This window comes from Corynebacterium sp. HMSC072A02 (assembly GCF_001810085.1).
In the GTDB taxonomy this organism is placed as follows: Bacteria; Actinomycetota; Actinomycetes; order Mycobacteriales; family Mycobacteriaceae; genus Corynebacterium; species Corynebacterium hesseae.
In genome coordinates this window covers 1-13,863 of record NZ_KV799855.1, presented here as the reverse complement: position 1 = coordinate 13,863, position 13,863 = coordinate 1, and the positions used below count along the sequence as shown (strand labels likewise).

General features: G+C 59.8%; 15 protein-coding genes. 13 read left to right on the top strand and 2 right to left on the bottom strand.

The genetic code is table 11. The features are described from left to right. The first annotated feature begins 39 nt into the window (after positions 1 to 39). The 5 genes from hpaD to HMPREF2698_RS08285 all read left to right on the top strand — a co-directional run bounded on the left by hpaD (position 40) and on the right by HMPREF2698_RS08285 (position 6,047). Positions 40 to 1,116, top strand: a complete 1,077-nt coding sequence (gene hpaD / locus HMPREF2698_RS08305) for a 3,4-dihydroxyphenylacetate 2,3-dioxygenase (protein ID WP_070563615.1) — start codon at positions 40 to 42, stop codon at positions 1,114 to 1,116. Between the two features lie 160 nt (positions 1,117 to 1,276). Next, entirely contained in the window at positions 1,277 to 2,062 is a 786-nt protein-coding gene (gene hpaH / locus HMPREF2698_RS08300; protein WP_070563612.1) for a 2-oxo-hept-4-ene-1,7-dioate hydratase, read from the top strand. Beyond that, positions 2,047 to 2,832: an HpcH/HpaI aldolase family protein gene (locus HMPREF2698_RS08295; RefSeq protein ID WP_070563609.1), complete on the top strand. Its 786-nt coding sequence runs from the start codon at positions 2,047 to 2,049 to the stop codon at positions 2,830 to 2,832. The genes hpaH and HMPREF2698_RS08295 overlap by 16 nt, the downstream gene beginning before the upstream one ends. A 9-nt stretch (positions 2,833 to 2,841) precedes the next feature. Next, a complete protein-coding gene (locus HMPREF2698_RS08290) occupies positions 2,842 to 4,329 on the top strand; it encodes an NAD-dependent succinate-semialdehyde dehydrogenase (RefSeq protein ID WP_070521819.1) in 1,488 nt (495 codons plus the stop codon). Positions 4,330 to 4,526: 197 nt separating this feature from the next. Next, positions 4,527 to 6,047 carry a GMC family oxidoreductase gene (locus HMPREF2698_RS08285; RefSeq protein WP_070563721.1) on the top strand — a complete coding sequence of 507 codons (1,521 nt, stop codon included), beginning with the start codon at positions 4,527 to 4,529 and terminating at the stop codon, positions 6,045 to 6,047. An 87-nt stretch (positions 6,048 to 6,134) separates the two neighbouring features. Here the strand turns inward: HMPREF2698_RS08285 and HMPREF2698_RS08280 are convergent, their stop codons facing one another. Beyond that, entirely contained in the window at positions 6,135 to 7,058 is a 924-nt protein-coding gene (locus HMPREF2698_RS08280; RefSeq protein WP_070563606.1) for an AraC-like ligand-binding domain-containing protein, read from the bottom strand. Between the two features lie 150 nt (positions 7,059 to 7,208). Between HMPREF2698_RS08280 and HMPREF2698_RS08275 the strand changes: the two genes are divergently transcribed. The 3 genes from HMPREF2698_RS08275 to HMPREF2698_RS08265 are packed head-to-tail and all read left to right on the top strand — an operon-like array spanning position 7,209 to position 9,704. Further along, positions 7,209 to 8,618, top strand: a complete 1,410-nt coding sequence (locus HMPREF2698_RS08275; RefSeq protein WP_070563603.1) for an aldehyde dehydrogenase family protein — start codon at positions 7,209 to 7,211, stop codon at positions 8,616 to 8,618. 30 nt (positions 8,619 to 8,648) lie between these two features. After that, entirely contained in the window at positions 8,649 to 8,912 is a 264-nt protein-coding gene (locus tag HMPREF2698_RS08270) for a hypothetical protein (RefSeq protein ID WP_070524133.1), read from the top strand. 3 nt (positions 8,913 to 8,915) lie between these two features. After that, positions 8,916 to 9,704 (top strand): zeta toxin family protein, encoded by a 789-nt coding sequence (locus HMPREF2698_RS08265; RefSeq protein ID WP_070563600.1) that lies wholly within the window; start codon positions 8,916 to 8,918, stop codon positions 9,702 to 9,704. 169 nt (positions 9,705 to 9,873) lie between these two features. On the opposite strand, the gene HMPREF2698_RS12975 is transcribed toward HMPREF2698_RS08265, so the two are convergent. Further along, a complete protein-coding gene (locus HMPREF2698_RS12975; protein WP_232745421.1) occupies positions 9,874 to 10,281 on the bottom strand; it encodes an RCC1 domain-containing protein in 408 nt (135 codons plus the stop codon). A 30-nt stretch (positions 10,282 to 10,311) separates the two neighbouring features. Between HMPREF2698_RS12975 and HMPREF2698_RS08260 the strand changes: the two genes are divergently transcribed. The 5 genes from HMPREF2698_RS08260 to erm all read left to right on the top strand — a co-directional run. After that, positions 10,312 to 11,793, top strand: a complete 1,482-nt coding sequence (locus HMPREF2698_RS08260) for an ApeA N-terminal domain 1-containing protein (RefSeq protein ID WP_070512995.1) — start codon at positions 10,312 to 10,314, stop codon at positions 11,791 to 11,793. A 349-nt stretch (positions 11,794 to 12,142) separates the two neighbouring features. After that, positions 12,143 to 12,397 carry a nucleotidyltransferase family protein gene (locus tag HMPREF2698_RS13630; RefSeq protein ID WP_232745419.1) on the top strand — a complete coding sequence of 85 codons (255 nt, stop codon included), beginning with the start codon at positions 12,143 to 12,145 and terminating at the stop codon, positions 12,395 to 12,397. Then, on the top strand, positions 12,318 to 12,572 hold the full coding sequence (locus HMPREF2698_RS13685; protein WP_081636726.1) for a HepT-like ribonuclease domain-containing protein: 255 nt from the start codon (positions 12,318 to 12,320) through the stop codon (positions 12,570 to 12,572). Before HMPREF2698_RS13630 ends, HMPREF2698_RS13685 begins: the two co-directional genes overlap by 80 nt. A 197-nt stretch (positions 12,573 to 12,769) precedes the next feature. After that, positions 12,770 to 13,003, top strand: a complete 234-nt coding sequence (locus HMPREF2698_RS08245; protein WP_224784272.1) for a recombinase family protein — start codon at positions 12,770 to 12,772, stop codon at positions 13,001 to 13,003. A gap of 349 nt (positions 13,004 to 13,352) precedes the next feature. Next, positions 13,353 to 13,863 (top strand): 23S ribosomal RNA methyltransferase Erm (erm, locus tag HMPREF2698_RS08240; protein ID WP_141748938.1); only part of this gene is annotated, 511 nt, incomplete at its 3' end.

Sequence of the window (13,863 nt, the reverse complement as noted above, 5' to 3'; positions counted from 1 at the left end):
CTCTCTACTCCCCCACCACTAACTAACTAAGGAGCCATCATGGCTGACATTCAGGCCCCCGACATTCTGCGTTGTGCCTACATGGAGATCATCGTTACCGATCTCGCTGCCTCCCGTAAGTTCTACGTTGACACCCTCGGTCTCGTCGTGACCGAGGAGAACGAGAACGAAATCTACCTCCGCACTTTCGAGGAGTTCATCCACCACAACCTCGTGCTGCGTCAGGGCCCCGTCGCTGCCGTCGCTGCCTTCTCCTTCCGCGTCCGTTCCCCGGAAGACCTGGACCTTGCGGAGGAGTTCTACAAGGCGCGCGGTTGCGAGGTGCGCCGCAACAAGGATGGCTTTGTCAAGGGCATCGGCGATTCCGTCCGCGTCCAGGATCCGCTGGGCTTCCCGTACGAGTTCTTCTACGAGGTAGAGCACGTCGAGCGTCTTGCCTGGGCATACGACGCCCACATCCCTGGCGCGCTGGTTCGTCTCGACCACTTCAACCAGATCACCCCGGACGTTCCTTCCGCTGTGAAGTACATGGAGGAGCTTGGCTTCCGCACCACCGAGGACATCCGCGATGAGGAGGGAACTGTCTACGCTGCATGGATGCGCCGTAAGCCGACGGTGCATGACACCGCCATGACCGGTGGCGATGGCCCGCGTATGCACCACATCGCATTTGCTACCCATGAGAAGCACAACATCATCGCGATTTGTGACAAGTTGGGTGCGCTGCGCGAGTCCGACCGCATTGAGCGCGGCCCGGGCCGCCACGGTGTCTCCAACGCGTACTACCTGTACCTGCGCGACCCGGACGGCCACCGCGTAGAGATCTACACCCAGGACTACTACACCGGCGACCCGGATAACCCGGTCGTGACCTGGGATGTTCACGATAACCAGCGCCGCGACTGGTGGGGAACCCCGGTTGTTCCTTCTTGGTACCGCGATGGCTCCACGGTCCTCGACCTAGATGGAAACCCGGTGCCGCTGGTTGCCCGTGAGGATGAGTCCGAGCTGGAGGCCACCATTGGCGCGGATGGCTTCTCCTACACCCGCAAGGAAGATGCGGAGGAGATGCCGGAGTGGAAGCAAGGCGAGTACAAGCTGGGACACCAGCTCTAAAACGACCTAAGTACTCAGGTTGATGAACGTGGCCCCGTGGCGTCGAGAAGCAAGCGCACATATCGCGGGGCCGCGTTGTCGTTTCACGTGAAACCTTCAGGTTCAACAAACCTGTTAAACAGAACAAACACGTTCTACAACACCTTAAGGAGCGAAGTACATGCTGGATGAGAAACAGCACATCGCTATCGCAGATGAACTGGCGCAAGCCGAAAAGGACCGCACGATGGTCCCGCTGCTGACTGCCCGTTTCCCGGAGATGAGCATCGAGGATTCCTATGCGGTGCAACGCGAATGGGTACGCCGCGGTGAGGAAAGTGGGCGCCGCCTCGTGGGCCGCAAAATTGGCCTGACCTCAAAGGTCATGCAGGAGGCCACGGGAATCACCGAACCCGATTACGGCGCGATTTTTGAGGACCAAGTCTACGAGAACGGCTCCACCATCGAGCACGCACAGTTCTCCAATGTTCGCATCGAGGTCGAACTGGCCTTCGTGCTCAAGGAAGAGCTGAAGGGGCCGAATTGCAGCATTTTCGACGTGCTGCGCGCGACGGAGTACGTCATCCCGGCGCTGGAGATCCTCTCCTCCCGCATCGAGATGGAGGGCCGCACGATCGTCGACACGATTTCGGATAACGCAGCCCTCGGCGCCATGATCTACGGCGGCAACCCGGTGGATCCCGCGGACGTCGACCTGCGCTGGGTGTCCGCGCTGCTCTATCGCAACGAGTCCATCGAAGATACGGGCGTGGCCGCGGCTGTGCTGAACCACCCGGCCATGGGTGTGGCATGGCTTGCCAATAAGCTCCACGCGCACGGCGATAGCCTGGCCGCCGGCGACATCATCCTGGCCGGTTCCTTCACCAAGCCCATGTGGGTCGAACCGGGCGATACCGTCCACGCAGACTACGGAAAGTTGGGGTCCATCACATGCCGATTCCAGTAAAGTTGCCGCCCACCTTCGCGGACGTCCTCGAGAAGGCCGAGCAGCCACTCGTTGGCGCATGGATTTGTTCTGGCTCGGAGGCCGCGGCAGAGATCATCGCCTCAGCTGGCTTTAGCTGGACGCTGATCGACGGCGAGCACTCGCCCTATGGCCTCGAAACCATCCTCTCCTTGCTGCGCGCCACCGATGCCTATGGCCTGACGCGCGTGGTTCGCGTGCCGGTGAACAACACGGCGCTGATCAAGCAGTACCTGGACCTGGGCGCACAAAACCTCATGGTGCCCATGATTGATACGGCCGAGGAAGCTGAGGCGGCAGTCGCGGCTATGCACTACCCGCCCCGCGGTGTACGCGGAGTCGGCTCGGCTCTGGCCCGCTCCTCGCGGTGGAACGGCGTGGAGGACTACCTCACCAACGCTTCGGACACGGTGAGCCTCACGGTGCAGATCGAGTCTGCGACCGCAGTGGAGAACGTGGAAGACATCGTGGCCGTCGAAGGCGTGGACAACATCTTCGTCGGGCCCTCGGACCTAGCGGCCTCGATGGGGCTCCTGGGCCAGCAGACCCATCCGGATGTACTCGAGGCGGTCAATCACACATTTGAAGCAGTCCGCGCTTCCGGAAAGAAGGTAGGCGTCAACGCTTTCAACCTTGAGCAGGCCCAGAAATATTTAGAATCTGGAGCATCATTTGCCCTGGTTGGGGCTGATGTTCAGCTTCTTTCAGGTGCGGCGCGCCAACTGGCAGACAAATTCCATTTGGGAGGGTAAAAAAGAACCATGAGTGAAAACAACAAGGTCAATATTGACGAGCTGCTGGCCAAGGTTCCGACCGGCTTGCTGATTAACGGTGAGTGGGTGGACGCCTCCGATGGCTCCACCTTCGATGTAGAAAACCCGGCAACCGGTGAGGTTATTGCCACCCTTGCGTCCGCTACTTCTGAGGACGCGAAGAAGGCTATGGATGCCGCCTGCGCCGTGCAGGATGAGTGGGCACGCACGTCTACGCGTGAACGTTCCGACCTGCTGCGCCGCGCCTTTGACCTGGTGCAGGAGCGCAAGGATGAGTTCGCTGCGCTGATGACCCTTGAGATGGGCAAGCCGCTGGCGGAGTCCTATGGTGAGGTCACCTACGGCGCTGAGTACCTGCGCTGGTTTAGTGAGGAAGCCGTACGCAACTACGGCCGCACCTTGCCGGCGCCGGAGGGCACCCTGCGCATGATTACCCGCCGCAAGCCCGTGGGTCCGTGCCTGCTTATTACCCCGTGGAACTTCCCGCTGGCTATGGCTACTCGCAAGATTGCCCCGGCCATCGCCGCTGGTTGCACCATGGTGGTGAAGCCGGCCAAGCTGACGCCGCTGACCACCCAGTACTTCGCACAGACCATGATTGATGCCGGCGTTCCGGCAGGCGTGGTGAACGTGGTCTCCGGTAAGTCGGCCTCTGCCATTTCTGAGCCGATCATGGCGGATTCCCGCCTGCGCAAGATTTCCTTCACCGGCTCTACCCCGGTGGGCAAGACCCTGCTCAAGGCAGCCGCTGACAACGTCCTGCGCACCTCGATGGAGCTGGGCGGCAACGCTCCGTTCATCGTCTTTGAGGACGCTGACATCGACCAGGCCGTTGAGGGTGCAATGGGCGCCAAGATGCGCAACATCGGTGAGGCCTGCACCGCGGCTAACCGTTTCATCGTTCACGAGTCCGTCGCTGATGAGTTTGCGGAGAAGTTCGCCAAGCGCATCGGTGAGCTCAAGGTGGGCAATGGCCTTGATGAGGGCGTTACCTGCGGTCCGCTTGTGGAGAAGAAGGCACTGGATAACATCACCGCGCTTGTCGACGACGCCGTGGCCAAGGGTGCCAAGGTCCTCATCGGTGGCAAGCCGGGCGAGGGCAAGGGCTACTTCTACTCCCCTACTGTTCTCACGAACGTCTCCCGTGATGCCCGCGTTGCCCAGGAGGAGATCTTCGGACCGATCGCTCCGATTCTGACCTTCTCCGATGAGAAGGAAGCCATCGCGCTTGCGAATGACACGGAGTACGGCCTGGCCTCCTACGTGTTCACCGAGGATTCCAACCGTATGTGGCGCGTTGGCGACGGCCTCGAGTTCGGCCTCATGGGCTTCAACGCTGGCGTCATCTCCAACGCCGCCGCCCCGTTCGGTGGCGTCAAGCAGTCCGGCATGGGCCGCGAGGGCGGTGCCGAGGGCATCGAAGAGTACACGTCGCTGCAGTACATTGCCATGCCTAACCCTTATGCGAATGCATAACTAGTGCAATAGCTTCGCGATACTGATGAAGGCCGCCCTACGGGGCGGCTTTCTTTTTCTTCAATCTCTTCTTGGTATGCATTCTGCACATTTAGCCAAAGTGTGTGCGCTATCACTCAAGCCCTGTTGATGTGTCGCAGAATATATTCCAAGTCATCGGCTCACGCGGAGTCGTCTGCACCCAGGGAGGTTTGAATTTGTCTCAAGAAAAAACCAAGAGCTTTGATTACATCGTTGTAGGAGCTGGGTCAGCCGGGTGCGTTATTGCCCGTCGGCTTGTTGACGCGGGAAAGAATGTCGTAGTTCTTGAAGCTGGCGATTATGACGTCAATCCCGACATTGAGAAGGTGCACACCTTGGGACTCCTTTGGGGTTCACCTCAAGACTGGAACTATCGTACGGTTCCTCAATCGTGGGCAGCTGGCCGGAGCCTGCACATTCCCCGCGGAAAGGTAATGGGCGGCTCGCATGCGCTCAATGCCACCATTTGGGTCCGTGGCGCTAAGCAGGACTACGACACATGGGCCTATTTAGGCAATGACGGCTGGTCCTGGGAGGACGTGCTGCCCGTTTTCAAATCGATTGAAAACTACGATGGTGGCGCTTCGGAGGTCCGTGGAAGCGAGGGATTGCTTGATGTAATGGAGAATTACACTCGTCACCCGCTTCAAAATGACCTTTTCCAAGCAGCTCAGGAAGCGGGTATTCCACTTAACGAGGATTACAACTCCGGTGACGTGGAAGGCGTGGGCAAGATTCAGGCAAATGTTCGCAACGGAAACCGCTTCAACACTTGGCACGCGTACCTGAAACCAGTCGAGGATGCACCCAATCTCACCATTATCACAAGCGCGCACGTCCACGGACTGCTCGTTGAAAGTGGTGCCATCCTTGGCGTTAATGTCGAAGTTGCTGGTGAACTTCAGGAGCTTCGTGCTGATGAGACGATTCTTTGTGCGGGTGCGTTGAATTCGCCGGAAATCCTCCTGCGTTCCGGTATTGGGCCGGCAGAAGAACTCGAGGCGTTGGGGATTACCTCGACTCATGATCTTCCTGGCGTAGGCAAGAATCTCCATGATCACTTACTCTCCCCTGTTATCTTCACTACGACGAAGAAGGAAGTACCCGTCCCGGAAGTTCTGCCAGCCGAGGTACACGTGTTTTCAAAGTCGCGTCCTGAGGCTGCCGTCCCTGATACTCAGCCGCTATATTTCTCAATCCCCATGTACAACGAAGGCATGGAGGGGCCAGATAATGGATTTACGCTAATGGGTGGCATTGTTAGGCCTGCCAGTCGCGGTGAGTTGACCCTGACGGGGCCAAATCCCTCGGATCCCATTGCTATTGATTTCGGCGCTTTGTCGGTGCAGGCAGACGTCGATGCATTGGTAGCTTCCGTAAAGCAGTGCCGCGAAGTTGGCCGCCAGCAGGCATTGGCCGAGTGGGGGCCCGAGGAAGTCTACCCAGGTCCAGATGTAGCCGACGAGGATCTTGAGGACTATGTTCGCAGCACCGCTATCACGTATCACCACCAAGTTGGAACTTGCAAGATGGGAATTGACTCGATGGCTGTAGTTGATCCGCGCACTCTTAAGGTCTATGGGCTTGAGGGGATCCGAATCGCCGATGCTTCTGTAATGCCACTCGTGCCGACGGGAAACACTAATGCGCCCTCTATCATGATCGCTGAAAAGGCCGCGACATACTTATTAGGGTGAGGGCTCTTTGCGGCTACATGTGGGCATTGCCTTCGGTGCAAATAGCAGTGTAGCTGCATTAATGAAGGCCAATTTAAATGGGAAAAGTTACTGCGCCTGATTGTATGAACGATACGCACTCGGTGATTCGTGATACTCCGCCTTGAAGATGCGCGAGAGGTGCGAGGGATCGTGCAGGCCATAGCGGGCGCTGATGTGGCTGATTGATTCTTCGGAGTGCCGCGGGTCCACGAGTTCGCGGCGGATGTGCTCGAGGCGCCTGGTTCTGATGTAGCTGCCGACCGAGAGGCCTTGTTCGGAGAACTTGGCGTGGAGGTGGCGCACCGACACGAAGAGTGCTTGGGCGATGGTGCTGGGGCCTAGGTCCGGGTCGCCCAGGTGCTTCTCGATGTAGGCGGTTGCCTGGTTGAACAACAGTGTGCCCGCTGAGGGTTCATCGGCCACATCGGAGGCGAGGACCGAAACCAGCATGGTGAGCGCGGAGCGGACCAAGGCGGTGGCGTGCGGGCCCTTCAATAGGTCCAGGTTCTTGGCCAGTTGCTCAAAGAGGGGAACTGCCACCGCACCCAAGCCGTGCGAGCGGGAGATGGGGTTCGCTGTGAGGCGTTGGATCTGCGCTGGTGAAATATCGAGGAAGCTCTGCGGGAAGTGCACGATGAGTGTGTTTTGCTCCTCCGGATAGCGCAGCGTGTAGGGCCGTTGGGTCACGTACAGAGCTAGGTCCCCTGGATGCAATTCACACGTTCGCCCGTCCTGGCTCATGGTTGATGAGCCAGAAATCTGCAGGCTGAGCTTGCAAAAGGGAGCCTCGTCGGTAGAAACCTTGTATCGGTTCACCGTATGGGGCGAGGTGCACATATCGAAGAGGGAAATATCCCCCACCTTCGTTGACCGCAGCGTGGCGTGAAAGGAAGCGGGGTCTTCGGTGTCCACGTCGAGTTGACCAAAGGAATCGGAAGACGCGGTGCGCCATGACGCGATATCGAAATGCTCAACGGCTGAAGCAGACATAGCTGGAATCATATCGTGAGAGCTCACACATTTGTGGACAAATTGTATGCACGCAGAGTCAAGCGGATTGATGTGGTGCAGGTAACATGCCGAATAAAAGTTTCTTCGGGCTTTGTTCGCGGGCCCACGACTTCTTCACAAGGAGATCTCATGACTCAGTTCGCCACCTACGCTGATCTGCTCAACGCCATCACGGACGAGAACGGACGCGAAATCCTCAACCCCGCCACCGGAGAGGTTGTTGGCCGCGCGCCAGAGAACACCGTTGAGGACCTTAACGCTGCGGTGGAGACCGCACGCGCAGCGCAGAAGGACTTTGCCAAGCTTAGCGACGAAGAACGGTGCGCGCTTCTCACCAAGGCCGCCGCCGCCATCGACGCTAATGCAGAGGCACTCGTTGAGCTTCTCTCCCGTGAGCAGGGCAAGCCGCTCAACGGCCCGAACGCCCGCTTCGAGGTCGGTGCCTGCTCCGGCTGGCTGAATGCTACCGCCTCCTTCGAGCACCCCAACTACACCGCCGTCGATGATGACATCACCGCCACCGTCAACTACCGCCCGCTCGGCGTCGTCGGTGCTATCGGCCCGTGGAACTGGCCGATGATGATCACCATCTGGCAGATTGCGCCAGCGCTGCGTATGGGCAACGCGGTCGTCGTCAAGCCCTCCGAGTACACCCCGCTCTCCGTATTGGGCCTGCTCAAGGTGGTCAACTCCGTGCTGCCGGAGGGTGTGCTCCAAGTCGTCAGCGGTGCCGGTGAGGTTGGCGCGGCGCTGACTACCCACGAGGGCGTCGACAAGATCATGTTCACCGGTTCTACCGCCACCGGCAAGAAGATCGTGGAGGCCAGCGCGGACAACCTCACCCGCCTCACGCTGGAGCTCGGCGGCAATGACGCCGGTATCGTGCTGGATGACGCTGACCCGAAGGAGATCGCCGGCGACCTCTTCTGGGGCGCGTTCATCAACACCGGCCAGACCTGTGCGGCGATGAAGCGCGTGTATGTGCCGGAGTCGCTGTACGACGCCGTCTGCGAAGCCCTCGTCGAGGTAGCCAAGGCCTCCCCGATGGGCGTGGGCCTCGAGGAAGAGAACGTGCTCGGCCCGCTGCAGAACAAGCAGCAGTTCGACATCGTGGACAAGCTTGTCAGCGCCGCCAAGGATTCCGGCGCCCGCGTGCTGCTGGGTGGTGACCCGGACTACGACGCGCCGGGCTACTTCTACCCCACCACCCTGGTGGCGGATATCGACCCGGATAACGCGCTGGTCGTCGAGGAGCAGTTCGGTCCTGCGCTGCCGATCGTGAAGTACACAGACCTGGAATGGGCCATCGAGCAGGCCAACAAGCTTGACGTGGGCTTGGGCTCCTCCGTGTGGTCCTCCAACCGTGAGCGCGCTCTGGACGTCGCTGCGCAGCTGGAGGCAGGCACTACCTGGATCAATGCCCACGGTGCTGTGGATCCGCGCGTGCCTTTCGGTGGCATCAAGTCCTCCGGCTACGGTGTGGAGTTCGGTACCGAGGGCCTCAAGGGCCTGGCGTACCCGCAGATCATCAACGGCTAAAACCGCCATGGCGCTGCTATTCTTAGCGCCATGAGCACCGCCAAAGTCCCGGAGATCGAGTACGCAGCCTTCGACGCCATGAAGGAGGTTGCGTCCTCGCTGAAAGCTGCCTACCTCACTCGGGCCGCTGAAGCAGGCAACGATGTTGAATCACAATGGTGGATTCGTCAGAATTGGCTGGTAGAGGACATAGTCAGTGGTGTTGATTCAACCGACATTGAAGCCATCCGCGCCGCTGCGGCTCTCTTTGCGCAGCGGCTTGAAGCCCTCTCCTCCGAGCACAAAGCGGCATAGCCTATGCTTTCCGCCGCTGACTTCCCCGTTGATCCGCAGGTCATGGAGCAACGGCTAAAGACTCTGCAAACTAGCTATTTTGGTCGGTCGAATGCTCATGGTCCGGCTGTTCCAGAGGTCATTTATGTGGCGGGGCAGCCAGCGTCAGGCAAATCAACGGCTATTGAATCTGTAAAGAATGGTCACGCGGTCCTTGATTCCGATGAGGTTCGGAAGCTGCACCCCGCCCTCGACGAGATCATGGAGCGCGACCCCCTGCGCATGGACGTGCTCACCAATGGACCGGTGCCCTATTGGATGTCCTCGCTGATTGAATATGGTCGGCAGCACGGGCACTCCCTCATCATTGAGAACACGCTGTCCAACCCGGAATTCATCGCGGGTGAGATAGCCAAGTTTCGGTCTGCGGGTTTCCGCGTGAAGGTCGTGGGCTTGGCGGTGGCGCAGGAGGTCTCAAGGCTGGGCGTCGTCCAGCGCTACCTGGAGGCGCAGCGTGTGAGCCGCTACCCGCGCTGGACCAATGAGGTTTCCCATACGTCGGGCTTTAAAGCCATCGTCCCAGGGCTTCAAGCGATTGCCCCGCTTGTCGACGACCTCGAGATCCGCACCCGCGACGGCCGTACCTTGAGCGGCATCGAGGATATTGAAGCCGAGCGCGCAACCTGGTTCGACTCCCCCGCTGTTCGGGCCGACTGGCTGGCCCGTTTCGACAGCTGTGACTTGAGTGGGCTTGAAGCTGAGAAGCTCACGCAAAACCTCGTGGCTGATGCAGAGCTTATCCGCAAGCTTTAAGGCTGTGCCCGTGGAACTGCGCGCCCGGTAGGCGGTGAGAGCTTCGTGTCAAAGCGGCTGCTGGCGAGCTGGCGGTCTGCGAGGTCTAGCAGGCTGAGGATGTCGTCTGCGTGGAGTTTAGATTCAACGTGTGATCGACCGCCGATTATCGGGCACGCTGGACTTCAGTTCATCTGTGGTCGAGCGGCCCAGGCGTTGACATTGCATTGCTGCTCGGTGTGGTCGCCCGCAGCCCGAGCGAGTGTCTCGCTCCGGCTGCGATCGCTGTGATGCCGGTCCATGACTGGACATCGCACTGGCCTCTGCTGTCGTCGCTGACGGCGACGACGGTGCCGTCTTCGTGTAAGCCGACGGTGTGTAGGTAGCCGGCAAAGACCCCGGACACGTGTGTCCACCGGGCGACGTCGGTCTGCCCTCGCTGATTGTTGCCAGTTGCGAGGGCTGTGCCGTCGCGTCGAACTGCGATTGTGTGCCAGTCGCCGCATCCGATCTCAGTTGACCATGATCTCGCTGTAGATTGTCCTACGTGGGGGGCATGTGGTGGAGTAAAGATTTTCGACCTGACATCTGGCCGCAAGACAGGAAGGAGCCCGGGACCGGGAGTACGATGCCTAATGATCCTCTCAACCTCGACAAGGCCGGCGAGTGGGCTGGCGTGTGGTGGCTGCCGGAAGCCCCTAGCGAGAAGGTCCCGGGTGTCCTACGGTACGACCCGGAAGATGGTCTCTCTCTGTCGCTGATCGGCACCTTCGAGGATCGGATCTTGACGACGGACTCGTCTGGATGGACTGCTGTTCACGAAGGAACCCGCACCTGGGAAGTCATGCACGGTGTGGCCGAGCTCAGGGAGATCACACTGCTTGGCTGTGTTCCTAGGAGCACCAGAAGGACCATGGGTGCGCGAGTGGCGAGCCCTGATAAGCAGACCGTGACCGCGACGGTCGCCATCATCGGCGCGCATGTCAGCGGTGACGCGGATCCGGCGTTCGCTAGGGCAGAAGTCTCAGTCGAGGATCTGAGTCTCTGGGCGGCGTCTTCTGTGTTCGAAGGATCCCTCGGGGCTCCCGACGGCAAGATCGATGGGACCGGGCGTATCTCGGTGAAGCCGGTCGAGGCGCAATCGGTCGTGGTCGACGACACTGAGTATCGCCTTCAGCACACGCACACGCTTCCATTCTTCGACCAGCGCAAGGGAGGAAGCGTCGGACGTATGCGGGACACGGTGTCCATCTGCGTCGTGCCAGCCGAACCATTCTCTCTGAGTGTTGCTCTGCAGGAGGCGAGCCTGGTGCAGGACCTGATCTCCCTGGCGACGCATCGCGCGGCCGGAGTGATCTGGCTCCGACTGGAAGTTGCCGGGACCGAGTCGCACTTCCCTGATGGCCGCCCGCTGCCGCGCCGACGTGCCGATGTGCTCTACTCACCGGCCGCGCTTGGAAAACACGACGCGAAAGTCGTCGATCACCACCGAATGTTCTTCACCTGCGGCTCGATCCCATTTGAGGAGGTCATGCCCCGATGGTGCGAGGCCCATGGCCGCCTGGAGGCAGCGACAAACATGATCTTGGGCTTGCGCTACGCACCGGCCCGTTTTGTTGAGAACAATCTTCTGACGGCAGTCGATGCTGCCGAGGTGTTGCACCGCAACCTCCGCATCGACGAGAAACCGTTCCCCAACGCGGAGTTCAGGGCGATGCGAGAGGCGATGCTGGCGCAGGTTCCCGATGAGCACCGAAACAGGTTCAAGGGGGCGATCCGCAACGACCCGACCCTCCGTGATCGGCTCCATGCCCTCGCCGCGCGACCCGATCAGGAAGCGATCGCACAGCTCTTACCGGATGTCGACCATTGGGCGAAGTGGACGACGCGCGCCCGCAATGACCTCGCGCACGAGGGCAGAACGCCCAACCATTCCATCGAGGAGCTGATCGCCGTCGTCGAGGTGACGACCGCGGTCGTAATCCTCAACGTCTTGCACGAGCTCGGGTTGCCGGCGGAGCGGCAGCGAGAGATCGTGCGGGAGCACCCGCAACTGAGGGCTACGTTCCGTACCGCTGCCGAATGGCTGGTTCCCTCACCAAACCCTTAGGTGCACTGCGATAGCCGCTACTTCGGAACCTCCGTGACGCTGCTGCCCGGTCGTTTAGTGCGAGACGCGTGTAAGCCTGCTCTATCGCTCGTTCGTTGAGTGCGTCATGGCGGGCGGGCGAGACGACCGGCTGTAAGTGGTGGCAGCGCGTCAGTGCCGCCTGGTGCGGCGGTGAGACGGGAGAATGTCGTCGGCCCTTAAGAACGCGGTGGAGTTCCGCTTCAATGTCAAAGCTCCATGTCGACGTGCTGCCGGGCCCGTTTCCCCCGGAAGCATGTCTGAGACCGTCATGACGCCTGAGACGCTTGCCCTACGCGGGATTCTCGTTGCGCGTCTTGACTAGTTCCAGGTGCTCATCGATCGGTACGGCGCGACCAACCCGAAGTTGTTCGGGTCCGTCGCGCGCGGCACCGCGTCTGCAGGATCGGACATCGACATCCTCGTCGGGATGGACCCTGCGGAGGGACGTCTCCTGATGCGTGCGTCTGGTCTGCTCGAGGAGAGTCGCGCTCTGTTCGGGCGCGATGGCATCGACGTGTTTCCTGCCCAGTTGCTCAGGCACCCGGTATCCGCTTCGACGCTCGCCGAGGCGGTGCCGCTGTGAGTCGCAGTCCGGCGAAGCCGTGAACCATCTTCCCGATGAGATCACCGGCGCGCACCCTGAGATCGTCTGGCCTCAGATTCGGGATTTCCGCAACATCCTGGTGCACCAGTATTTCGGCGTCGACATCGACGTGGTCCGCGATATCGTCGATACTCATCTGCCTCCTCTTGCCTAGGCGCTGCGGTGCCACATCTCTGCTAACTGACGGCGCGGCTCCAAAGGTTATTCGGCTACGGAACGTGGTCGAGTTTAAGTTCAATGTTAGCTAAGGGCCTTATTAAAAGCGTTTGGCAACACGCGCTCCTATTTACCTTCGTATCTCGCGAGACGCTGACGTGGATGGCCTCACCATCGACCGGCAGCGTCAGGACTGTGAAGCCATTGCAAAGCAGCGTGGCTTGGACGTTGGACATAGGACATAACTACGTCGATCAGTCCATTTCCGCGTCAAAGAAGAATGTGGCTCGCCCCGACTACGACGCCATGGTGGCATCCTTTGAACGCGGCGAAATCGACGCGATCATCTGCTGGGACCTCGAACTACCCGCCCCACGTCGGTGGGTAGTCCGATCAGTCGGACAAAACTACTCCCGCACCACAGCGTAATAAGGGGTGCACCTTAAAAACATCCGGAGGTGGGGGTAACTCCCCCTCGTTGCCCAGAGACAAAATACGCCAGTGGCGTCTGTACGACGAGCCGAAGGTAGGACAAATTCCAATCCAGAGAGGTCTTGCACTGTTGCGGTGCGGTTGTCTTCTTTCTCACCGTATTGGACCCTGCGAAATTAATTGGATACGATAGGCCCATGTTGATTTCAGGTTCCGTTTTCATGCGGCCGCTCACCAGCCGCTAAGGCGGTTTTCTCCCTCCCGCAGGTTAGAAACCGCTCCGGTCCTTTAGCCGGGCGGCTATTTGTCATGCCCGGCTCCGTTTCAACTCCAAGGAGCACACCTGATGTCTGCATACGGATACGGCCGTCACGAGCATGGCCAAAATTTTCTCACAGACCACAAGATCATCAACTCCATCGTCGATCTTGTGAAACAAACCTCCGGCCCCATCATTGAGATCGGGCCAGGAAGCGGTGCCCTCACTCACCCGATGGCCCACTTGGGGAGGGCGATAACGGCAGTTGAGGTAGACGCAAAACTAGCTGCCAAACTCACAAAAAAGACCGCCTCGGCGGCGGTCGAAGTGGTCCATGATGATTTCCTTAACTTCCGGTTACCCGCCACTCCCTGCGTCATTGTGGGAAACATTCCCTTTCACCTCACCACTGCCATTCTTCGAAAGTTGTTGCATGCGCCGGCATGGACTGACGCTGTACTCCTCATGCAGTGGGAAGTCGCTCGCCGCCGGGCCGGGGTAGGCGCAAGCACGATGATGACGGCTCAGTGGTCCCCATGGTTCACGTTTCACCTTGGTTCCCGAGTACCAAGGTCTGCTTTCCGGCCACAGCCAAACG